23 protein-coding genes are annotated in these 21,213 nt (G+C 64.3%); all 23 read left to right on the top strand.

Annotated elements, in window-relative coordinates:
* The first annotated feature begins 265 nt into the window (after window positions 1-265).
* The 23 genes from C441_RS04370 to C441_RS04265 all read left to right on the top strand — a co-directional run bounded on the left by C441_RS04370 (window position 266) and on the right by C441_RS04265 (window position 21,093).
* A complete protein-coding gene (locus C441_RS04370; RefSeq protein WP_007273991.1) occupies window positions 266-907 on the top strand; it encodes a hypothetical protein in 642 nt (213 codons plus the stop codon).
* A 50-nt stretch (window positions 908-957) separates the two neighbouring features.
* Window positions 958-1,410, top strand: coding sequence for a hypothetical protein (locus C441_RS04365; protein WP_152420697.1), 453 nt, complete (start codon window positions 958-960; stop codon window positions 1,408-1,410).
* A 903-nt stretch (window positions 1,411-2,313) separates the two neighbouring features.
* Window positions 2,314-4,782: a hypothetical protein gene (locus tag C441_RS04360; protein ID WP_007273989.1), complete on the top strand. Its 2,469-nt coding sequence runs from the start codon at window positions 2,314-2,316 to the stop codon at window positions 4,780-4,782.
* A gap of 12 nt (window positions 4,783-4,794) precedes the next feature.
* On the top strand, window positions 4,795-6,411 hold the full coding sequence (locus C441_RS04355; protein ID WP_083874886.1) for a S8 family peptidase: 1,617 nt from the start codon (window positions 4,795-4,797) through the stop codon (window positions 6,409-6,411).
* A complete protein-coding gene (locus C441_RS04350; protein ID WP_007273987.1) occupies window positions 6,411-7,184 on the top strand; it encodes a hypothetical protein in 774 nt (257 codons plus the stop codon). The genes C441_RS04355 and C441_RS04350 overlap by 1 nt, the downstream gene beginning before the upstream one ends.
* 134 nt (window positions 7,185-7,318) lie before the next feature.
* Window positions 7,319-8,335, top strand: coding sequence for a hypothetical protein (locus C441_RS04345; RefSeq protein WP_007273986.1), 1,017 nt, complete (start codon window positions 7,319-7,321; stop codon window positions 8,333-8,335).
* Between the two features lie 8 nt (window positions 8,336-8,343).
* A complete protein-coding gene (locus tag C441_RS04340; RefSeq protein WP_007273985.1) occupies window positions 8,344-8,622 on the top strand; it encodes a hypothetical protein in 279 nt (92 codons plus the stop codon).
* Window positions 8,623-8,625: 3 nt separating this feature from the next.
* The gene (locus tag C441_RS04335) at window positions 8,626-8,871 is read left to right on the top strand and encodes a hypothetical protein (protein ID WP_007273984.1); all 246 of its coding nucleotides are present in this window, start codon (window positions 8,626-8,628) and stop codon (window positions 8,869-8,871) included.
* A gap of 165 nt (window positions 8,872-9,036) precedes the next feature.
* On the top strand, window positions 9,037-9,702 hold the full coding sequence (locus C441_RS04330; protein WP_007273983.1) for a hypothetical protein: 666 nt from the start codon (window positions 9,037-9,039) through the stop codon (window positions 9,700-9,702).
* Window positions 9,702-10,031, top strand: coding sequence for a hypothetical protein (locus C441_RS04325; protein WP_007273982.1), 330 nt, complete (start codon window positions 9,702-9,704; stop codon window positions 10,029-10,031). The genes C441_RS04330 and C441_RS04325 overlap by 1 nt, the downstream gene beginning before the upstream one ends.
* Window positions 10,028-10,405 (top strand): hypothetical protein, encoded by a 378-nt coding sequence (locus C441_RS04320; RefSeq protein ID WP_007273981.1) that lies wholly within the window; start codon window positions 10,028-10,030, stop codon window positions 10,403-10,405. Before C441_RS04325 ends, C441_RS04320 begins: the two co-directional genes overlap by 4 nt.
* Window positions 10,405-10,707, top strand: coding sequence for a hypothetical protein (locus tag C441_RS04315; RefSeq protein ID WP_049920431.1), 303 nt, complete (start codon window positions 10,405-10,407; stop codon window positions 10,705-10,707). The genes C441_RS04320 and C441_RS04315 overlap by 1 nt, the downstream gene beginning before the upstream one ends.
* Entirely contained in the window at window positions 10,701-11,594 is an 894-nt protein-coding gene (locus C441_RS04310; RefSeq protein WP_007273979.1) for a hypothetical protein, read from the top strand. Before C441_RS04315 ends, C441_RS04310 begins: the two co-directional genes overlap by 7 nt.
* The gene (locus C441_RS04305) at window positions 11,587-11,823 is read left to right on the top strand and encodes a hypothetical protein (protein ID WP_007273978.1); all 237 of its coding nucleotides are present in this window, start codon (window positions 11,587-11,589) and stop codon (window positions 11,821-11,823) included. The genes C441_RS04310 and C441_RS04305 overlap by 8 nt, the downstream gene beginning before the upstream one ends.
* The gene (locus C441_RS04300) at window positions 11,820-12,089 is read left to right on the top strand and encodes a hypothetical protein (protein WP_007273977.1); all 270 of its coding nucleotides are present in this window, start codon (window positions 11,820-11,822) and stop codon (window positions 12,087-12,089) included. Before C441_RS04305 ends, C441_RS04300 begins: the two co-directional genes overlap by 4 nt.
* A 106-nt stretch (window positions 12,090-12,195) precedes the next feature.
* Window positions 12,196-12,489 carry a hypothetical protein gene (locus C441_RS04295; protein WP_007273976.1) on the top strand — a complete coding sequence of 98 codons (294 nt, stop codon included), beginning with the start codon at window positions 12,196-12,198 and terminating at the stop codon, window positions 12,487-12,489.
* Window positions 12,479-13,171, top strand: coding sequence for a hypothetical protein (locus tag C441_RS04290; protein WP_007273975.1), 693 nt, complete (start codon window positions 12,479-12,481; stop codon window positions 13,169-13,171). The genes C441_RS04295 and C441_RS04290 overlap by 11 nt, the downstream gene beginning before the upstream one ends.
* On the top strand, window positions 13,171-14,232 hold the full coding sequence (locus C441_RS04285) for a hypothetical protein (RefSeq protein ID WP_007273974.1): 1,062 nt from the start codon (window positions 13,171-13,173) through the stop codon (window positions 14,230-14,232). Before C441_RS04290 ends, C441_RS04285 begins: the two co-directional genes overlap by 1 nt.
* Entirely contained in the window at window positions 14,229-15,602 is a 1,374-nt protein-coding gene (locus tag C441_RS04280) for a hypothetical protein (protein WP_007273973.1), read from the top strand. The genes C441_RS04285 and C441_RS04280 overlap by 4 nt, the downstream gene beginning before the upstream one ends.
* Window positions 15,602-17,416, top strand: coding sequence for a hypothetical protein (locus C441_RS04275; protein ID WP_007273972.1), 1,815 nt, complete (start codon window positions 15,602-15,604; stop codon window positions 17,414-17,416). Before C441_RS04280 ends, C441_RS04275 begins: the two co-directional genes overlap by 1 nt.
* A complete protein-coding gene (locus tag C441_RS19470; protein WP_152420696.1) occupies window positions 17,413-17,607 on the top strand; it encodes a hypothetical protein in 195 nt (64 codons plus the stop codon). Before C441_RS04275 ends, C441_RS19470 begins: the two co-directional genes overlap by 4 nt.
* A gap of 26 nt (window positions 17,608-17,633) precedes the next feature.
* Window positions 17,634-20,123, top strand: a complete 2,490-nt coding sequence (locus C441_RS04270) for a hypothetical protein (RefSeq protein WP_007273971.1) — start codon at window positions 17,634-17,636, stop codon at window positions 20,121-20,123.
* Window positions 20,116-21,093: a minichromosome maintenance protein MCM gene (locus C441_RS04265; RefSeq protein ID WP_007273970.1), complete on the top strand. Its 978-nt coding sequence runs from the start codon at window positions 20,116-20,118 to the stop codon at window positions 21,091-21,093. Before C441_RS04270 ends, C441_RS04265 begins: the two co-directional genes overlap by 8 nt.
* Window positions 21,094-21,213 lie beyond the last annotated feature (120 nt).

The following is a 21,213-nucleotide window of genomic DNA, read 5'->3' as shown; positions in this document are numbered from 1 at the left end:
GTCAATGAATCTGATAACACTTCGCCACAAGACCCATAGTCCGAGAGACGTGGGTGAACCGCGGCCGGTCTTGGGACTCAAAGCCTGAGTCGGAGGGGCGGTGACGGCCAATTCCCGCGCGAGAGCGTCGGAGTGGTCGGATTGTTGGCGTCGAAACACAGCGGCGGCACTAGACTACGGCCGCGCTGGAAAATCCGACATAACCATGCCCAAAACAGCATCCGAACAGAGCGACAGCGCCGGCTCTCGACAACCGGAGTCGCGTGTGAAGTACGGTCCGAAAGGCGCGGGTGGAGGCCCACTGGACTGGTGGTACGACGACGGCGAAGGTCTCATCGACGAGAAGGACACTGGCGGCGACGACGAAGACGACGAACCCGAGCGCGATTGGGGTCACCACCACGACGAAAAGCAAGGGACGACGCGCGCCGAGTGGGTCGCCCACAACCTGCTCAAAGAGTCCGCCAAACTGTTCTGCCCGGTCACGAAACACGAGGAAAACCGACTCGAACAGATGACTAACCCCGAAGTCTACGTCGAGCGCTCGGTCGTGTTCGTCGACCGTGGGTTGGATGACGACGCCGGCGCGTCCGCCGACGAGCTGGAAGGCCGGGTGATGTACGCCGACCACCGGCGCTATCGCGTCTCGGAGCGCTCGGGGCACATCTCCGGGCCACTCATCGGCGACCAGCCAAAAGCGGAGTTCCTCGACGTCGTCGACCAAGTGCTCGACTACGCCCAAGCCGACGTGCGGTACTCGCTCCGGGAGCAGACGGCCTCACGCATCCGCTCGCTCGCGTGTGCGTACAAGTCGGCGCAGTCGCGGCGAAAGCCGGACGTGAAAATCATGGAAGAAGTCGTCCGCTGTATCGACGACCCCGACCGCCTCGACGGCCTCGGATTTTGAAAAGAAAACGTACGAACTAATTAATACCAAAAATGAAGAACTGCGCGCCGTTGACAGACCGACCCAATCTCAGACAGTTAGAAGCAGTCACGCTTTGCGGAACCGTAACTGCGTTCATTCTAACCCTGCTCTCGATAACAACTGGAGTTTCCACAGAATCGAATCCGCTGACTGCGGTGCTCTTCGAACAAATTGGGTTCGCACTTTCTGGTCTTTTCGCAGTGGTTGGAATTTCGCTCGCGTTCGCCGTCTTAGAGCGGTTTCATTCCGAGTTTCCAAACACTGTTCTTCTAGGTGCCACCGTCCTCGGCCTGTTTTCTGTTATGGACGTGCTACTGAACCTGTTTGTCATCTACGAGTCACCAGTCTTGATTATTGAGACGTTGAAGGTCAGAGTTCCGATCATCGAGACTGTGAACATTGTTCTCTCTGCAGTTGTCGTTTTCTTTGCGTCCGTGGTCGCGTTCTTTAGAAACGCCCCGTCAAAAATCGACGGTCGATAAACCAGACCAATGAAATCACAAAAATCAGACTCCGTGAGTGGCATCACCGCAGAACTAACACGCCGACAAATCGAAGAGGAGGCGTTTTGATTCATGATTGACAAAGCAGAGAAAGTCGGCCCGGTGGTTATGGTATTGTTAATCACATTTTCATTGTTTGCACCGACTGTGCAGGTTGCATCTGCTGTCAGCAATGATGACGAATATAATGTCACAAGCTTCGAATACTCCGATTCTCAGTTGCATGAGAATTGGATATTGTACGGGTATGAGAGTTCGTCTGGATACTGGGAGACGAACACATCGCTCGCGTATGATGGTGACCAGTCGATTTCGTTCATAGAGGGGAGTGATAGCAACAGGCACATCTTTGCACAAAACAGCACAAAGACATCATACGGGAACCCAAGAAACGTCTCTGTTGCTTACCATGGGGATGAAAACGTCTTCATGTGGGGGCGGGAATCAAGCACGAATTGGAACGTCTGGATTGAAATACAAAAAAATGGGGAGCTTTGGTACGGCTCCGTTGACGGAAATGGTGACGGGATTGAACAGAACACTGGATTGACAATAAACCGGACTACTGACGGGTGGAGACTGATTCGCGCTGAAAATATAAATTACACTTCGCAGACATACGACATTAAAATATTAGAGCCAGATGGGGAAGTCCTCGCTAACTACACTGGTGCAGAGTTCTCAAAAACTGACGGTGGGGACTTTGGGACTGTCGGATTGGGAATGGATAATTTGCCTGTTGATTCTCCGGTCCACTTTGACTATGTGACTCAAAATTCGAGTGTGTCGCAGATAACCCGTGGTGGGTCCTCAGGCCCCACAATCGACGGGACGGTCAAAACCCAGTCTGGCGCACCAGTTGAGAACGCGACCGTCGAGGCGATGGTCGCCACGCAACCGAGTGTCGCCCAAGCCGAAGACACGCTGTCGTCGCTTCAAGACCCGATTCCTTCGGTGTGGACGGACCAACTCGAATCGTCGTTCAACCTCTACGATGGTGGGGCGGGCCGACTCACGCAGATCGACGCGCAGTACGTCGGCGTCTACTCCGAATCGGATGTCGGAACAGCTCCGTGGATTCTCGACTCGTCGAACCTCCAAAACCCGATGTGGGCGAACGTGCCCGCAAACGAGGAACTCGCACTCGTCGTGGGCGACCCGTCGCAACGGGGCCGCTACCTGAACCAGCACGAGTACGACGCGCAGGTCCCCGGTCGCATCGTACAGGGGACGGCAGTCATCGAAAAGCTCAGCCCGACTGGCGAGGTCGTGACGACCTACCGCCGTGAAACGACAGAGACGGCCGGTGGTGGCTTCGCCGACCCGTCCGAACTGAACTACGCGACCGTCACGTTGAACGACGGTATCTACCGTGTGAGCGCTGAGGGGTCGGACTTCTCGTACCTCATCAAAGTCGGGGACCCGACGCCATCGCTCGACGACGCACTCAAAACCATCAACGGAACGCTCACCGACGGCGCGCAGGCAATCAAGGACCAACTCAACTCGGGCGCGCTCCAGCGGGTGACGACGACGACGAACGCGACGGGCTACTACTCGCTCGACGTGCCGTCGAACGCGAAGGTCGTGACGGTGACGGCGCGCAAAGCGCCGAACATCCCGATAGACCCGCAGAACCTCACCGAGCAGAGTATCCGCGACTACTACGAGGTCGACGCGGAGACGCTGGAGGACCTCAACGAGCAACAGACACAGCAGTCGCTGGAGGCCATCGAAAAGCTCCAGAACACGACTATCTACTCGCCGAGCGCGCCGGTGACAGTCCGGCCGCCGAAGCAGAACGTCGACATCACGTTGCTCGAAGTGTCGTACCCGCAGTACGGCAACCTCACGGCGTTCCAAGAACAGCTCGGCCTGCTCGATTCACTGTTCAACAACGAGTCGTTCTCGGAACTGCCGAGCGCGCTCCAACAGCGGATTGAAGACCTGACGCGCACGCAGAGGGAGGACCTCTACGAGGAGTTGTTCGACCTCAGAACACAGAACGACAAACTCCAAGAGCGGTACAAAGACCTCCTCGGTGACGACGCGGTCGGCATCGACCTCAACGAGACGAGCGATGCCGAACTCCGCGAACGCATCTCGAAGCTCCAGCAATCGCTGTCGGAACTGCAGTCGTCCATCGAGACAGGCGAGGAGACAGTCGAACGCGCAAGCGACACCGTCACATGGTCGCAGGAGTTCCTCGACGTCGGCCTCGACCTTGAGAACGTCATCGTGAAAGCGCACTACACGAACGGGACGAGTCAGGTCATCTCCGACGAGTACATCAACATCGAATCGTCGCCGGGGACGGCGGCCGGCTTCGGTTCGTCGACGGTGACCGTTGAGGAGTACCCGATGCCGAGCGACGTGGCAGGCGTCCGGTTCGACGTGACAGTCGCGAATGGCGACGGCATCGGCAAGGCGTCGTCTTCGTCGGTGTCGAACCCGGCGTACGACGGCGAGGTGCCGTCGCTGTCGTCGGTGTCGATGTCGACGCTGTCGCCGGGACCGAGCGACACGCTGTCGATGCGGCTGAACCCCGGCGAGGACTCGTCGTTCAAGAGCGTCGTGAGCGCCGAAGCGTACGGCCCGAACGGACAGACGCTCGCGACGACAGTCAACAACTCGACGGGCGAGGTGACGTTCCAGACGGGCGGGCAGGGCGTTCACACGGCGCGGCTGACCTTCGAGGACTTCGAAGGTCGCCAGCACGTCCTCCCGGTTCGCGTGAAGGCGGCGAGCGCTGACCGCGACCGGCCGACGGGCATCCGGGCGGTCGAAACGCCGTTCGGAACTATCGCGCAGGTCGGCGACGGCCTGGAAAGTGGCGCAGTCGACGTCGACTCGTCAGGTGCGGTTTCGTTCACCGCGCAGGTCGGTCAAGGCGATGACGTTCCGAACGTGGTCCACGTCTATGACTCCGGCCTCTCGGTGTCGTCGGACTCGACGCGGACGGTCCGCGTGGTTCGCGGCGACGACCGTGAGAGCGTGAACAGGCACGTGGAGGTCGTCTACCACACGGCGGCGCTCAACGACAACGCACTCCTCTACCGCGGCGACTCCCAACCCATCACGCGAGACGCGAGCACGCGATTCGGCGAAGTGTCGGGCAGTTCGTCATCGACGACGATTAGCAGTTGGACGGACGCTGACGGCGAGCTGTCGTTGCGCATCAACAACAACCCCGGAACGCTCGACCGCGTCCGACATTGGATTGCGGTTCGGACGGCCGACATCAACGTCCCGTTCGTGGGCACAGTCGCTGTCCGGGCGACTGCCGCGGTCCCGGCTGACATGACGCCCGCTCTCGGGTCGACAGCCGGCGGGAGCGCGGTCGCAGTCTAATAGAGGTCCATCATGCAACGCAAATCACTCACACTGGTAGTCGCAACGTTACTCGTCCTCTCGCCGATGGCCGCGCCGGTCATGGCCGCCTCTGGGTCGCCGTTCGACGGCGTCTTCTCAGGTGCCGCGACAGAGGCGACGTCGTACTGGGGTCTGGGGTCGTTCGACGACTCGGGCGTCACGAGTTACGACGGCCAACCCGCGTTCTACGTCACGTTCGAAGACGGCTCTGAGCGGTCGATGGAGACGTGGGCCGACTCGCAGGACCGGTCGCTCATCGCGCTCGACAACGAGTCGAACCGTGCGCTCATCGCCGCCGCGCCCGAAGACATCGGACTCGTCGGGGCGGCGCGCATCCTCGGGAACGGCCTCGCGGCGCGGTCGTACGTCGAGCACATCGACATCGCGTCGCGGGTCGATTACACGGAGCCGGTCACGACGCTCTCGAACGCATCTACATTCGCGAGCCCACCGGGGGCGCGCTTTGTCACGCTCGGTCGCGAGGCCGCGTTCTCGGCATCGGGACAGGCGTTCAACGAGGACGCCAACCAGTCTACGATGGCCGACGCTCGGCGCGCAGTTCGAGCTGACCCAGCGAACGTCTCGGTCAACGGGACGGGCGTGACGGTCGCGGTCATCGACTCGGGTCTCAACTACCAAGACTCGGCCAACGACTCAGTCTATCAGGACCGCATCGTTTCGCCGAAGAACACTATCACGAACGAGACGGGTCGCGCGGCCGTCGCTGACGGCAACGGTCACGGGTCGTGGGTGGCGGGCGCGATAGCCGCGAACCCGAACAACACGACGACCGGTGAACCGCTGGAAGGCGTCGCACCGGGCGCGAACGTCATGCCCATCAAGGCGCTCTCGGACAGCGGCGGCGGCAACACCCAAGATATCGTCGAGGGCATCGAGTACGCCGACGAGCAGGGCGCAGACATCATCTCGATGTCGCTCGGGTCGGCGGTCTACTCGGCGACCATCGCCGACGAACTCTCCGAAGCGCTCGAAGGCAACGTGTCGCTCGTCGTGGTCGCGGTCGGGAACTCGAAAGAGAACCCGGCGCTCCGCTACATCTCGTCGCCGGCCGACGTGCCCGAAGCAGGGGTCATCGGCGTCGCGGCGACGAACACGACGACGCCCGACAACGCGGGCGCGGCGTACTTCTCGGAGGTCGGTCCGGATGGCGGCGTCTCGGACTTCTCGAACGGCGTCACGAACGGCGAGGGGCCGGACGTCGGCGCGCCGGGGATGAAGCTCACCGCTCGCGTGTACTCCTCGTCGGGCCTGCCGACGAACTCGACGCTGTCGGGGACGAGCATGGCGACGCCCGTCGTCTCTGGCGTGGCGGCGCTCACGCTCGAAGCGAACCCGTCGCTCGCGGGTGACCACGAGGCACTTCGGGCGGCGCTCTTGGACTCGGCCGCACCGATGCCGAACGCCGGCACGACCGAGGTCGGAAACGGGATGGTCGACGCGTACAACGCGACGCGACTCGTCGAGCGCGACACGAGCCAAGAAGACGCGCGGACCGACGCGGCACGGGCGCGCGACCTCGCGAACGAGGGCTACTCAGGGTCGTCGGTCGTTCGCCTCTGGATTGAACTGACGGGGGCGGCGGCCTGATGCGAACCCGTCGAGAGTTCCTTCGGGCGGGTGGGAAGGCCCTCGCGGCCGGGGCGCTCGTCGGCGGCACGTTCTCTGCCGGCGTCTCGGCGGCGTCGGAAACTATCGACGACGCGACGCCGGACCACGTCACACGGACATACGAACCCGACCTGCTGAACCGCTACAAGCCGCGTCTGGTTCTCCGGGACCTCGGGACGAACACACCGACGGCGCTCTACTCGTTTGTGGCGCGGTCGACTGAGTTCGACGACACCGTATTGGTCTACTGGGCGGAGTACCCGTTCCAGAAGGGCGTTGCACTCGGCTACGACAGCCATTGGGGGGACCACGAACCCATCTACGTCCGGGTCAACGAGACCACCGACGAAATCGTCGACGTCGCGTTTTCCGCGTACCATTGGCTCCGCGGATGGAGTCGGTCGCCACCGACGGTCCTCGGCGACAGCGAGGGTGCGGTCCACCCGACACTCCACGTCGTCAACCCGTGGCATCACTACTACCTCACCGCGGAGGAAGGCCAAGACGTCGACCTCGAACACCTGTCAGATGACGAGATGCAGGCGTGGTGGGACAACGGATGGGACGACGCGATTTACCTCCGGTCGCTCACTCAGCCGTGGGTCATGACCGGCTTCGGTGGCCGGTCCGACTGGTGGCACAACACCGTCGGGTCGTTCAGCTACGAGGCTGGACTTCGACGCTACGTCTACCCGCTTGTCTACGGAGCCGGCGAGGGCGTGTCGCTCGACGACCTGGATATCGAGTTGTGAGATACGCAAGACCATGAGCTCTCGAAAGACACCAACAGCGACCTGTAGGTACGAGGGAGGAGGCGTCCCACCACCGTCGGCCGTGGCGGGACACTCCGGAACCGACGCGCAACCAACCACATCTCCAACATACAATGCAACACAGTAAACTGGCGAGCATCGCGCTCGCGCTGACCGTCGCACTCTCCGTCTTCGCGGGCGGGGCGTTCGCGGCGACCCCAAGCATCGACACCGAATCGACCAACACAACCACGACCTCCGACTGGACCGACGGCTACACGGTCTCTGGCTTCACCGCCAACGCCTCGAACTCCTCATACGTCGAAGTGACGTTTGACGCCAACGTGAGCGGGGACGCGAGACTGCAAATCCTCGACCCTGACACCGGCGAGACGGTGGCCGACATGGAGTCGGTCTACACCAACTCCTCGGCAGACGTGACCGACAGCACGAACAACCACTACGCGTGGAACATCAGCCACGACGAGTTCGAGGACCTCCCAGTCGGCTACGGTGAGAACAAGACCTTCAAGGTCCGTATCACGGACACCCAAGACACCGACAACGCGACGGTCATCGACGTCGCGTTCAACAACACGGCCGACCGCGCAGTCTACCGCATCGGCGACGCGTTCACGAACAACGACGTGACGGTTGAGGAGAAGCACCCGTGGCTCAGCCAGATTTCGTCGAGCTACGACACCAACATCGCGTCGTTCGAACTCGCCTCGGTCGCGACGGGTTCGAACGCGAGCCACGAGGTCAACCTCGCGAACGGCACGGTCGCTGACGCCTTCGCGCTCGCCGCGGAGGACAAGGACGACGGCGCGTTCCTGCCGCTCATGACGGTGAAAGCAGAGGGCGACGACGGCACGGTCCTCATCCCGGTGTTCGTCAACGAGAAGTCCTCCGAGTGGGACTTCCTCGACGATGACGAGGCGTACGCAGTCTACGACTCGGACGCCGAAGAACTCACCATCATGAACAACGGCGACGAGCGCTTCGACGGCGTCTCGGAGACGACGTTCACGCTCGCCGGTAACGACGGCCTCAGCTTCGGCGAGACGTTCGACCTGTTCCGTGGCCTCGGCGCTGGCTACACCGACAGCATCATCAACTCTGTCTCCAGCTACGGCTCGGCGGCGCTGTGAGGTAACTGATGCAACTCGGCACCTACCGACGACGGGCGCTGTGGCGGGTGTGGGCGATGGTGTGGCAACTCACCGTCGGCTACGTCGTCACGTTTGTTATCGGCATCCTCGGCGTCGTCTTCGCGGTCATCGACCTGCTCGCCGAGTTGGTGCTGAACCGCGACGGCCTGCGTTCGTCGTCGACGGTCGGCAGGTGGGTTCACTACTCACTCGAATGGTCGTTTGAACAAACGAGCTACTCGCTCACCGGCAAGGGTGAGTTCGAGTGGCTTCCGTCAATGGGGTGACGCGTGGCCCGGACTGACGCCGCTCGTCGCCTCCTTCTCGGCACTGTCGTCATCCCGTACATGGTGGCGGCCCTCGCGGTTCTCATCGTCGCGGGCATCCCTGTGTGGTTGCTCAACAACCTGTGGGCAGTCGCGACAGGCACGCCGCTCCTCGGCGAGAACAGCCGCGTCGGCTACTACCTGTACTGGGCGCAGAACAACCTCCAAGCGGTCGTCTCCGGCCGTGGCGAGGTCCGCTGGCTTCCCTAACACGGGCCACCCCGCTTGTACCCCTACTCCTCCCACCCGTCCCGGTCTCGTGGTCGGCACGACCGTCCGTTCGAGTCGGACACCGGGTGTTTGCGCCGCGGTCTCGCGGCGCGACCGCATCGCTCGCAGACCATCCACTCATACTCATGAACTCACCCTGACACCATGACCCAAGCATCGAAGCGCCGCCTCGCGCTCATCCTCGTGGTCGCGCTCATCGCGAGCGCGGTTGCGCCGATGGGGGTGGCGGCACAGACAGACGACGGCGACACCGGCCTCCTCGAAGCGCTCACCGGCAAGGCGGTCGACATCGCCGAAGACCCGGTCGGCGCGGCAAAAGCCGCGAGTGCGTTCTTCAAGGGCGCGGCAGAGAACATCGCCTACGCGAACCCGCTTCGCGAACCGAAGCGCGACGCCCGCCAGTGCGCGCTCGACATCCAGTCGGAGTTCAACGCGAACAACGAGACGTACATCGCGTACGCCAACGAGCGCATCGTCGCGAACACCGACTACGACACGGTTCGCATCCGCTGTGAGACCGACACCGACGACGGCGACAACGGCCAGACTGTGTTCTTCGTCGCGGACATCAACCAGACGACCGGCAACGTCACGTCGGCGGAAATCGTCAACGAGACGAGTCGGAGCGTCGACAAGCGCGTGACGCTGTCGGGTCTCGCCGCTGAGGAAGGCCCCGACGACCTCGTGGACTTCCGCGAGGAGTACGTCGAGACCAACACGACGCCCGAAGGCGCGTTCGGCCGCCGAATGGCAGGGAAGTACGCCGGCCACGTCGAAGGAACGTTCGACTTCATCGGAGGTGACGAGTAGTGGCTTCGAGAGTCAGGCAGGCCGTCCGGGCGACGTATCGCGAGCGCCGTGAGGACGTCGAAGCCGACGAGATAGCGGGCGACGTGGCGGTCGGAGTCGTCTTCCCGGCCATCGGTCTGTACGGCCTGTACGCCACGGGAACGACGCCGACCACGACCACGATGGGGTTCGTCGGCGCGCTCGCCGTCGCGGGCATCGAACTCGCGCTCTTGTACTTCGGCGTCCTCCACGCCATCGCGACGTGGAACGTCTACCGTCGCTCCGAACCGACCCACCAGCACGGCGAGTCGTACGACGGCTTCGCGCAGTCCGGGGAGGGGTCCGAATGAGCATCCGCGGGCAACTGAGCGGCTTCGCTCGGAACGCGTGGGGCTACGCGACCAACTGGTCGCTCGACGACATCCTCCTGCCGAGCATCGTCGATACCATCAACTGGATAGCGTCGCTCGTCCCGAGGGCGCTCGGGATTCGCCAGACGACGCCGCGCGAGCAGATCAACGCGAACATCGTGTTCATCTTCTTTTGGGCGACGCTGTCGGTCATCTCGTTCGGGGCGACGCTCGCGCTGGTGTTCGTCCATCTGTTCCTCCTCGGCATCGGAGTGTGGCGGTGGCTCCCGGCGTTCAACGAGCTGTGGCGTCGGGGTCGGTCGCGACTCCCCATCCCCGACGACATCGACATCCCGTTCTGGAGGTCCGAGTGATGGGCTTGGAGCAACGCATCCGGCTCTGGCTGGAGAACGGCGAGCGCATCGGCTTCCGTCTCGGGGCGATGGTCGTCTTCGGGGCGGTCGTCCTCGGCCTCGTGGTCCTCGCCGTCGCCGCGAACTCGGTCCTCCTCGGCGTGCTCTCGGCGGTCGTCCTCGGTATCATCCTCCGCGAGTTCCTTCCCGAAGACCGCATCCAGTCGTGGGCGCGGTCGTATGCGACCGGCGAGGCCGGCGACCGCTGGCGGCGGCGCTACGACCGCTGGCTTCGCCGCCTCGGGAGGCTGGTGCCATGGTGAGGCTTCGGCACGTCCTCGCGCTCGTGCTCGTCGTGAGCATGGTCGCGCCGGCGGTCGCGACGCCCGCGGCCGCACAGACCGACACTTGCCAGACGTACGTCGAGCACCTGTCGTTCCGGACTGACGCGGCGACGGTCGACCGGGTCGCCAACGGGAGTGAGGCGACGTCGACGGCGAAGAACACGCGGGTCCGGGTCGTCGAAGACTCGGCGTTCTACCGCGTGACGGCCGACAACCCCAACGGCTACTGCGTGGCCTTCCGCGTCGAAGTCTCCGAAGACGCGATGCCGGCGGCACAGCTCCCCGGCGCGGTCGAGTCGACCGACGGCAACGTGAGTGCGACGTGGAACGCGATTCGCGACTGGAACGACTCGGAGACGTTCACTCGTATCGAGTTCACGCTCCCGCCCGGCACGTCGGCGACGTTCGCACCGAACCAGTACCGCGTGGAAGCGCTCTCGTGGTCGTCCGAACAGCGGACGCGAGCGACGGGCGCGTGGGAGCGCGTCAAGAGCGCGTTCGGCGACGAGTCGGACGTGACCCAACGCCACTACGAGTTCGCGCCCGGCGAGAAGACGACCATCACGGTCCCGCTGGAGAACCCACAGACGGGCGAATCGGTCGACGAGTGGGACGCGCTCTACGCGACAGACGGTGAGACGTGGAAGCGCGTCCCGACTGACTCGACGAAACCGGTGTTCGTGCAGACTGACGACGACGAGAACGCTGTCCGGTTCACGTTCAACGACGCGGACGCGACGGTGAGGTTCGTCGTCGAACCGACGATGCGGGACAAGGCATCGTGGGAAGTTGAGACGTACTTGTCAGGATGGAAAGAAATGCTCAACGGTCCAGATAGTTCGATTGGAGGGTGGTTCGATGGATAACCTGTACGTGGCGCTCGTCGCCGCGCTCGTGGGGCTTGTTCTCGCGCCGGCCATCCTCGCGGGTGGCGGGTTCATCATCGCCATCGGCCTCGTTGTGGTCATCCTCGCGGTCCTCATCGGCGGCCCCGAACTCTTGGACATCTACAAGACGAAGTCGATGGGGCAGTACAGCGGTCTCGACACGCGCGACCTCGTGCAAGGCAACGGCGACCGGAGGGATGACGAGTGACGGCCGCGACGCTCGCCCTCGGCTTCGGGGGCATCATCCTCGGCGTCGTCGCCGGGGAGTTCGTCGCCCGCCGATATGGCGGCACGGCCCGCGTGTACGGCGACCTCTCGCAGGCGCTCTACGCCGCGTTCATGCTCGTCATCGTGTTCGCGCTCGCGTTCGCGGGCGGCATCTACACCATCATCGCCATCCTGCTCACCATCCTCTACTACTCGATATTCCGGACGCGAACGAACGACGTCCGGCGCAAAATCAACGGTGGCTAACCATGTTCCCGAACCTGACCTCAACGCACAGACACGTCTGCCGACGCCGACAGGCCGGCCGACCAGTTTCGTTCGGTCGGGCCATTGTAGAGAGGCTACAACGGCCGTGACCGACCACGACCGCGTCTCTGTGAACCGAAACGGGGCGTCGCTTCAGGTCTATCTGAAGAAGGCGTTCACGCAGGACACCGCGTTTCCGCTGGAGGCCGGCGACGACTGCGTGGCGTGGGTCGCCGACGGCAAACTCGTCATCGCGCCGGTCGACGAGGCCGCGGCGATGGACGTGCCGGCGGCGCTCGACCCACCGCCTGACGACGCCCTGCCGCCCGAGTCTCGCCCGCGCCGCACCGCCGACGCCGAACCAACCCCTGCCCATCCTGAATCGAACGATGCCGATTGATACCAACGTCGGGAGTCCCAACTCCCGGCCCGACCACGAACAGCACAAGCGCCAACAGCAACGGCTCTCGCACATCGAAGAAGAGCTACTCGACATGCGCCCGGACATCCACGACGAGGACCTCCGCCGCGCTATCTCGAAATGGTTGCTCATCGCGACGCGGGCTCGCGCTGGCGACGCCGAAGAACACGTCTCATCGCTCCTCGCCGAAATCCGCCGGAACAACCCGATGTACCGGACGCGCGAGTACGACAGCGGCGACGCCTGCTTCCCCGACCGATGCAAAGACTGCGAACACTACGGGGTCGCGTGCCCGGTCGTCACGGACAACGACCAAATCGACCGCCGCGAACGCATCATGGAAACGGCCGACTCCCAGAGCGAACTGCGTCGTCGGCTCCGAGACTACGCTATCGACAACGGGTGCGTCGTGCTCCAAGAGGAGCTGACCGACATTTCCGAGACGGTCCAGCCGCTCGTCGAACACGGACAGCTCCTCTTGATGGCCGCCCAAGACGTGGTGTTCTTCCAAGACGAGTCAGAGGCTGTCGCTCGCGCACGGGCGGCGAAGGAAACCCTTGAAGACCTGTCTGTCGGCTCCGACGCCGCGGACAACCTCGACGACCTCGATGACCTCGAATCGCAACTCGAGGCCGCCGAAGAAACTGAGTGGGGCCACTGATGGCGGCCATCGACCCCATCTTCATCGCCGTCGCGCTCGTGACGTTCATCATCGCCGCGGTGGGCGTCTACGCCCTCCGGAAGCGCTTCGGGGACGACGACGCCCCCGAGTCGGCTGAGGAGCGACTGGAGGCCGCGACACAGGCTCGCGAGGACTACTCGCTTCCGGTGACGAAACGCGTCGCCGGGATGACATCGGTCGCGAAGTGGGCGCTCGGCGCGGTAGGCGTCATCTTCGCAGTCGTCGCCTACAACGTCTACTCGTTCTACCAGACCGGGTCGCCGGCGCAGATGCTCTACGCCCAAGAGACGCAACTGGCGGTCATCGTCCTCATCGCGACGGGCGTCGGCATCGGCTACGAGCGCCGGCGGTCGACGAAAGAGGGGACGGTGACGGTCATCCACGAAGCAGACCCCAACAACGGCGGCGAGGAGACCGTCCAGACGGTCTACTTCAAGACGAACGACATCCTCGAAGACGACCACGGCAAGGTCGTTCCCGAGTACAAGCGCAACCGGATGTTTGGCCTCTTCCGGCAACCAAAGCGGGTCGCCGACGACCGCCAACTCCGGGCGGACGGCGACGTCTACCGGCCACTTTCTGACAAAGTCATGCACAGACTTCCAGCCCACGCCGTCGAAGTCGCGCCGAGCCACTACGTCTTCCGAACTCAAGGGTCGAAGACGACGAGTTCGCCGACTGCGACGGCCGATTACGAGTACAAACCCCCGTTCAACCTCTCCCAAGAGAACCTGCGGCGCTACCGCTCGAACATGGAGATGATGCAGGTCGACCTCGAAGAAGCGAAGTCGCTCAACGCACAGCTCCACAAGAAGGTCCGCGACCTCCGCGAGCGGCTGACCAACTCCGAGACGGACACCTACCAGGAACTCCTCGAACTCATCGAGCAGGTCGCACGGCTGACGAACCGGACCGAGCAGACGACGCTCCAGCAGGTGCCGGCGGAAGCCTTCGGCGGCCGTCGGTCCCGGCAGGCACAGAACGGCCAGAGCGCCGGCGGGAACTCGCGCAACGGACAGTACGGTGGTGACGACCGATGAAGCGCGCACCACTCGTGCTGGCCGTCCTGCTCGTCCTGACGGCCATCGTGCCCGTGGGCGCGGTCGCGGCCGCGCCATCGTCAACGTCGACGCCGGCACTCGACTCGTCGACGACAGTCGCGCAGGTATCAGACTCGAACAACACGACCACGACGACGGGACCGACCGTCGCTGACCAAGCCCGCGTGACGGCCGTGACGTTCGACGAGGACTACCTGCGGACGACGCGGGAAGACGAGAACAGTTTCAACGCGACCGGCCCGTACGCCGTGTTCGCCGTCTCGCAGAACGTCGAAGCGGCGCGAGTGACCCAACCGAAGGCCGAGGCGAAGGTGCTCGACGGGGCGCGGACCGTCCGCGTGTCGTTCGCTCCCGACGCTGCGCCGCCGGGTCAGCGGTCGCTCTACACGCTCGAACTCTACTTCGAAGACGGGTCGACGCGGTCGTTCGACCTCTACGCCTCGCAGACGGACCAAATCGTCGCGAGCGCCGACCTGCGCGAGGCTCAAGACCTGCTTGACCAGATGCGCGCCGACGCTGAGGAGCGCGGCTACGCGACCGACGTGGACGGTTTGGAGAACTTCTACGAGTGGCAGAAAGAGCAGGCAGAGCTGTTCTCGAACCTGTTCGGCCCACAACTGGAGCAACTCTTTGCGTGGTTCATCTTCACGCTCACGACGCCGTTCGCGATACTGTTCATCGCGGCTGTCATCCTCGTGGCCGCGTGGCGACTCCTCAAAGTCCACGGGTCGAAACTGCGGTCGCTTCAGGGTGGCGTCGACCTCATCGACCAGACGCGACAGCAGATGCTCCTCGAATACCGGAACCAGCAGGACGCCGCCGACGAGGAGCGCCTTGAGGACGTGGCAGAAATCGGCCCGAACCACGTCTACTGGCAGGACGCGTTCGGCATCCAGTCTGTCAAGCAGTTGGCCGACGAGTTCGCATGGGGACGGCCGGTGACCGACACCGAAGGCAACATCGTCCGCGACACGGACGCCGCCCCACTGACCGACGACGACGGCGAGGTCATCACGTGGAGCGACGGCACGCCGGTCTACCCGGCGGTGATGGAGCACCGCGGGATTCAGGACCTCCTCGAAGCCGACAGGGTGGGCGACACGTGGCTTGAACCCGTCACCCGACGCGATATGCTCGGTGACCAGTCGACGGCGCTCGCACACGCCAAGCGCGCGCTCATGCGGATGACCACCCACCACGGGATGCCGGAGTACCGTCGCGCCCGTTCCGAGGTCCGGTCGATGATGCAGGACCTCGAACAGGCTCGGTCGGCGGACGGTGGGGCGGCCACGCGTCACCGTCGACAGCGACGCTCGGGGAACGGCGCTCCCGCGGGGGGTGACGACTGATGCGTGACCGACTTGACGACGCCGCCACGGGTGCGAAAGACATCGGCGGGTCGGCCGGCGAGTTTCTGAAAAGCGCTGGTCGCCGAACGTCGGCGTCGAAGCGGACGCCGCTGTCGCTCATTCGACGATTCGTCGCCCGGCTCATCGGGAGTCCCGAACAGCAGTCAACGCGGTTCCTCCTCGCGCTCATCGCCATCTCTGGGTTCGTCGGGTTCATCGGCGTGTTCTTCATAGCGTCGGGCACGGTCTCGGCGACCGCCAGCTCCAGTTGGCTTGTCCGCGCGTTCGCGAGCGTCGTGACGAACTTCGCGCTCTACTCGGCCCTCGCGGTCATCGGAGCGGTGGTCGCTATCAACCGCTGGTGGGACCTCGCGGCGGGGAAGACGGCCGAGCACACCCGCTACTCGAAGCGGACGGTCAAGCGGTTCGCGGCAGAGGTCAAGTCGACCGACGGAACCACACGCCTCATCGGCAACGCCGACCACTCCGAGAACGAACTGCGCGCGAAGTTGATGCGCGCCTTCGCCGGACAGTCGGAGTCCGAGACGCCCGACGAGGACGAGCAGGTCGAAGCCGTCGCGCCGGTCGACACGGGCTACGGCATTCCCGACGGGGCCGCCATCAACGAGCGGGCGGCAGAGGCGACCGACGACGTGGACTCGTCGCTGGAGGGCGTCAGCCTTCTCACAGCGAAGCAGGTTGTCCGTCTCCGCATCGGTCACCTCCAAGCGCGGCTTGTCGCCAACGACCTCGAAGACCACGGCTACCGTGCGGACCACGGGCGGCCGCTCCCGGCGGTCGCAGAGACGGCCGACGAGGACGCCGACGCTGACACCCACGGCGACGAGACGGCGGCCGTCGACGACAGTCCGGAGACCAAATCGTTCGCCGACATCTTCGCAGACTTCCGGCGGGCGAGACAGACCGCGCGGATGGACATCGCGACCTCGTTCAACGCCGACGAAATCCTGTGGCGCTTCGGCCTCCCGGCCATCGGGACCGTGTTCGCGGCCATGGTCGTTGCGCAGACGCCGTGGTTTGCGGGGTGGGTCTACCCGGTCCTCATCGCTATCGGCGTCGCGGTCGGCGCGACCTCGTACCTCACGTTCAAGTGGCGTCGTCGCCGGGCGGTCCGGTCGCTTCGCGAGGAGCGCGAACCCAAGCGCTGGCGGACGTGCGTCACGCTCGCCAAGCGCGTCGAGACGCCCGAGCAGACGCTGTTCGTCGCGTGGATGGGCGGCCACGTCTACGCCGACTACGACCGCCACCGCCTCGCGCGGAAGGTCGCTGACCGGTGGCACGCCCGCCTGCAGGGCAACGACGTCGCCCCGGCGATGCAGGAGAAGTTCGCGCGGAACGTCCGCCAGATGCTCCCGATGCTCCACCAGTTCGAGTACGGCGACGCCTACGAGGGCCGCAAGGCCATCATGGACGACATCATTACGACCGTCTCGGAAGCGCGCGACCCTGACGGGATGGTGCCGAAGTTCGAACTCGCCGAGAAAGTCGTCGAGCGCGGCGAGGGCGTCGGCCACGACCCGGACATCGTCGCCGAGGTCTACGAGGGCATGGTGCCGACCGTGCTGACCGAGACGGACATCACCGTCACGGACGCCGACGGGACGCCCCACGACATCACGGCGGTCCACCTGCGAACGATGGACATCCCCGACGACCTCGCGCGCATCCGCGCACAGTTCTCCAACCAGTTCGCCGTCGACAACATCGACGGCTACCCGCTCCCCGACATCCCGATGCCCGGCGGTCCGCGGCATCTGGTCGCCGGGACGGACAACGCGGCGGGGGGCCGATGACACACGACCCACCCCACGAGTTCGATTTCGACGAGTTCGACCACGACCCCGTCTGGTGTACGGGGTGCGGCCTCCCGGTGGCACTGTCGATGAACCGGAGCGACCAACAGCCAGTTCGCTACGAATGCCGGTGCTACACACTGTCGCCGGCAGAGGCACCACCCGACGAATGGAAGAACGCGACGGCCTGAACAACACCTTACCAACCTGACACAGCATGGAATCCTATCACGATAGCCACGCAGACATCCAAGGCCGCGACACCAGAGACGTCGAAGCGGTTGCGGCCAGCATCGTCCAACAGAAACGCGAGCGGAACGAGCGCCAACGCGACCTTGACATCGAGTCACAGGTCCGCGAGCACCTCGCGGCGGCCCAAGACATCCTCGCGGAGGACCCCGAAGCCGCCCGGATGGTCCTCGAAGACGTGCACTACATCCTCCGCGACGACGGCGACCTCGCGGAGGTCCTCAACCGGAACTCGGGGATGCTCGAAGACAAGGCCGGCCTCGACCCGGCGCGGGCCGCCGAGGTCCGGTCGCGGTTCCGCCGCCAACAGCGGATGCACGACCGCGGCGGCCGCCTCCCGAGCGTCGAACAGGAGTACACGACGCTCCTCTACATCGCCCGCGCGCTCGACTACTACTCGGCCGTCTCGGAGATGACGCCCTACGCGCCCATCACGCTCGAACAACTCGACGTGGCGGGCGTGACGCGGGCGGACAACCCCATCCCGGTCGGGCGTCGCCGACTCCCCAAGGGGACGAAACTCGACCCCGAGGACGCGGCGCGCGAAATCCCCCACGAGTCGTGCGACCACATCCTCTGTATCGCGCTCCCGCGGTCGGGGAAGGACTCGACGCTGACGAACATCGGGATGAACCTGTGGCGACAGCACGGCTACAAGTACATCAGCGTGTTCGACGACGGCCGGATGGAAACGCCGATGATTTCCATCCCGAACGACGACCCCGGCATCCTGAAGAACCTCGAACGGCTCGGGCAAGAGCCGCGGGCGTTCGACGCCGAAGTGTTCGTCCCGTCGACGCCGGGTATCCCCGAGCAGTTGCCGGCCAACTTCCGGGAGTTCACCATCGGCATCGACACGCTGACGCCGCACCTCATCCTCCGCCTCGCGGGCGTCCGAACCACCGATGCGACCGCCGAGGACCGCATCGAGCAGGCGCTGAACAAGACGCTCGAAGGGTCGGGGCAGGTGCCCGAACTCGTCGCTCGCATCCAGCAACTCGCGAAGGCCCAAGACACCGAAATCCAGTGGACTGAAAAGAAGGACAAGCACACGACTGGCGGCGACGGCAGTACGCACGTCGAAACCTACTCGGCGCGGTACTCCATGAGCCGGTCGAAGGCGCTGGAGAACGCGGCCGCCCGGCTGTCGAAGCTCGCCGGCGACGGCCTCGTGACCGGCGCAGACGCCGAGACGAACATCGACATGGCCGAGGTCATCGCCGACCAGAAGAAAGCGGCCGTCCTCTGTGCGAACTTCATGCCCGCCGGCATGGAGGGCCTGAAGTACACGCTCATCGACCTTTGGCTTCGGCTCATCTTCCGTGCTCGCGACGAGAACCCCCGGCTCCCGCGGGTCGCCCTCGAAATGCGCGAGCTGAAGAACATCGCGCCGTCGAAGACTGGCGACGTTCGCTACAAGGACGCCATCAAGGGCCTCCGGCAGACCATCTTCTTCCTCAGCACGCAGGGTGGGTCGCGCCGTATCCTGATGCTCGGGTCGACGCAGAAGCTCAACGACGTGTACAAGCCCGTGCGGACGAACATGGCGACGAAAATCCTCCTCCGACTTGGCGAGGAGGAAATCGACACGCTCGACCGCTCGTACAACTTCTCGTGGGCGCAAAAAGAGACGCTGACGAACTTCCGCATCGGGATGGGGATGCTCATCGCCGGCGGGGAGAAGACCTACCCCATCGAGTGGCGGGGTGCGCCGTGCGGCCTCGGCCTCGGCGACCAGCACTGGCTTGACCGCTACGGCCTCGCTCGTGGCGCTCGGGTCCTGCAGTCGCAGACGGCCGCGTGGCCGCCCTCGGACGGCAAGCGCGACGGCTGGTGGGTTCACGTGCCCGACGCCAGCGTGCGCGACATCGGCGACCGCCCACAGATGGGTGACCACTACTCCGAGTGGTACCTGCTCGAATCGGACTTCCCCGATGGGACCGACCCCGACGATGTCGACCGCGCGCTCGTCGAGGAAGTCCTCGCGGAGCGCCAAGAGTACCCGACGCCGTCGGACATCCACCTCGCCGACATCGACTGGGGCAACGTCCGCAAAGTGTCGTTCACCGACGAGGGCGCGTCGCGGTTCGACCGCGTGACGGACGCGCTCGGCGACGCCAACCTGTCGGTGGACCTCTGGCCGTGGATGCTCACGCAGGCGGACAAGTGGCGCGACGAGTCGGTCCGGAAGAACGCGACGGACGTGCTCGAAGCCGTCGAAGAACACGCGCCGACGTCGTACTCGGAACTCGAAGACTACGTCGACGTGAGTCGGCAGTCCATCTCGAACTACCTCCAAGAGGAGGAGCCGCTTGACGGCTGTCTCGACAAGGACGGCAAGGAGTACATCGTGACCGACCTCGGTCGGCAGGCGATGAAAGCCGACTGGGACGCCGTCGCCGACGCAGTCCAGGTCGAAGAAGAAAAGCCCGACACGGAGTTCGACTTCGATGAATAGCGCCGACCGCCTCGACGCCTATCTCGACCGCATCAGCGACGACGCGGACGCGGCGTCCGAGGCGTGGACCGACACGCCCGGCGGGGCGTCACTCCGGGTGGACTGGCAGGACTTCCACGAGTTCGACGACGAACTGGCCGACAAGTGGGTCGATAGCCCGCGGTCGACAGCGAAGTTGTGGTCGCGCCGGCTTCGCAACCGCTATCAGAACCCCGAGACGGACGACCTCGAAAAGCCCATCTCGAAGATGCCGGTACGGCCGGTGAACCTCCCCGACCGCGCGTGCTTCCGTCTCGGCGGCCTTCGCGAACGCCACCTTGGGACGCTCGTTGAGGTGCCCGTGGAGGTCGTCGAAGTCGAGTCGGTCGACCCGTGGCTTCGAAAGGCCGTCTGGGAGTGTCTGGAGTGCGGCGCGTTGAACCCAACCAGACAGGGTTACGGTCACATCCGGTTTGGGACGTGCATGTCGTGCGAAACCTCGCTCGACAAGAAAAACGCGAAGCTGATGGGCGACGGAACCGAGATGGTCGACTTCCAGAAGCTCGTCGCCATCCCGCGCGATTCGGCGCTCGATGACCCACCGGCGATTCAAGTGTTCCTGACCGGCGACATCGTCGGCAAGGTGGGCGTCGGAGACGAAATCACGGTTGTCGGGAAGTACCGGACGCTCCCGATGGCGATGCAACGCGAGACGCAACTGAACACGTTCATCGACGCGAAGGCACTCGACGTCGACGAGCGCCAACAGGCGGGCGCGCTGTCGGAAGACGAACTCGACGACGCCATCATCCGCGCTGTCGATGACCTCTGGTCGGAGGACGGCACAGCCTACGGCGTCCCGACCGATGACGCCATCTCGGCGGTCGTGGACCAGCACGGAGTCCGCTTTGCCGAGGTCGAAAACCGCATCGAAGCGCTCGAAGACGACGGCGAGTTCACCCTCGCCGCCGGCGCTATCATCAAGGACTGACAGCGCCCGTCAACGAGCGTCCGTTCCATCCCGCAACTCACGTGAGAGACAACACCCCATCGCGCGCGTCGTGCCGTCTCTCGCGCTTTTCAACATGACGCGGCCTGTGAGGCGTATCGA

Origin of the sequence: Haloferax sulfurifontis ATCC BAA-897, assembly GCF_000337835.1 — an archaeon.
GTDB classification, from domain to species: Archaea; Halobacteriota; Halobacteria; order Halobacteriales; family Haloferacaceae; genus Haloferax; species Haloferax denitrificans.
This window is presented reverse-complemented; position numbering and strand designations above follow the sequence as displayed.

What these genes read in the sequence shown, in the direction of transcription:
- C441_RS04360 (WP_007273989.1), top strand. Translation starts at nt 2,314, where the DNA reads ATGGTCGCCACGCAACCGAGTGTCGCCCAAGCCGAAGACACGCTGTCG.
- C441_RS04355 (WP_083874886.1), top strand. Translation starts at nt 4,795, where the DNA reads ATGCAACGCAAATCACTCACACTGGTAGTCGCAACGTTACTCGTCCTC.
- C441_RS04350 (WP_007273987.1), top strand. Translation starts at nt 6,411, where the DNA reads ATGCGAACCCGTCGAGAGTTCCTTCGGGCGGGTGGGAAGGCCCTCGCG.
- C441_RS04345 (WP_007273986.1), top strand. Translation starts at nt 7,319, where the DNA reads ATGCAACACAGTAAACTGGCGAGCATCGCGCTCGCGCTGACCGTCGCA.
- C441_RS04340 (WP_007273985.1), top strand. Translation starts at nt 8,344, where the DNA reads ATGCAACTCGGCACCTACCGACGACGGGCGCTGTGGCGGGTGTGGGCG.
- C441_RS04330 (WP_007273983.1), top strand. Translation starts at nt 9,037, where the DNA reads ATGACCCAAGCATCGAAGCGCCGCCTCGCGCTCATCCTCGTGGTCGCG.
- C441_RS04320 (WP_007273981.1), top strand. Translation starts at nt 10,028, where the DNA reads ATGAGCATCCGCGGGCAACTGAGCGGCTTCGCTCGGAACGCGTGGGGC.
- C441_RS04315 (WP_049920431.1), top strand. Translation starts at nt 10,405, where the DNA reads ATGGGCTTGGAGCAACGCATCCGGCTCTGGCTGGAGAACGGCGAGCGC.
- C441_RS04310 (WP_007273979.1), top strand. Translation starts at nt 10,701, where the DNA reads ATGGTGAGGCTTCGGCACGTCCTCGCGCTCGTGCTCGTCGTGAGCATG.
- C441_RS04305 (WP_007273978.1), top strand. Translation starts at nt 11,587, where the DNA reads ATGGATAACCTGTACGTGGCGCTCGTCGCCGCGCTCGTGGGGCTTGTT.
- C441_RS04290 (WP_007273975.1), top strand. Translation starts at nt 12,479, where the DNA reads ATGCCGATTGATACCAACGTCGGGAGTCCCAACTCCCGGCCCGACCAC.
- C441_RS04285 (WP_007273974.1), top strand. Translation starts at nt 13,171, where the DNA reads ATGGCGGCCATCGACCCCATCTTCATCGCCGTCGCGCTCGTGACGTTC.
- C441_RS04280 (WP_007273973.1), top strand. Translation starts at nt 14,229, where the DNA reads ATGAAGCGCGCACCACTCGTGCTGGCCGTCCTGCTCGTCCTGACGGCC.
- C441_RS04275 (WP_007273972.1), top strand. Translation starts at nt 15,602, where the DNA reads ATGCGTGACCGACTTGACGACGCCGCCACGGGTGCGAAAGACATCGGC.
- C441_RS19470 (WP_152420696.1), top strand. Translation starts at nt 17,413, where the DNA reads ATGACACACGACCCACCCCACGAGTTCGATTTCGACGAGTTCGACCAC.
- C441_RS04270 (WP_007273971.1), top strand. Translation starts at nt 17,634, where the DNA reads ATGGAATCCTATCACGATAGCCACGCAGACATCCAAGGCCGCGACACC.
- C441_RS04265 (WP_007273970.1), top strand. Translation starts at nt 20,116, where the DNA reads ATGAATAGCGCCGACCGCCTCGACGCCTATCTCGACCGCATCAGCGAC.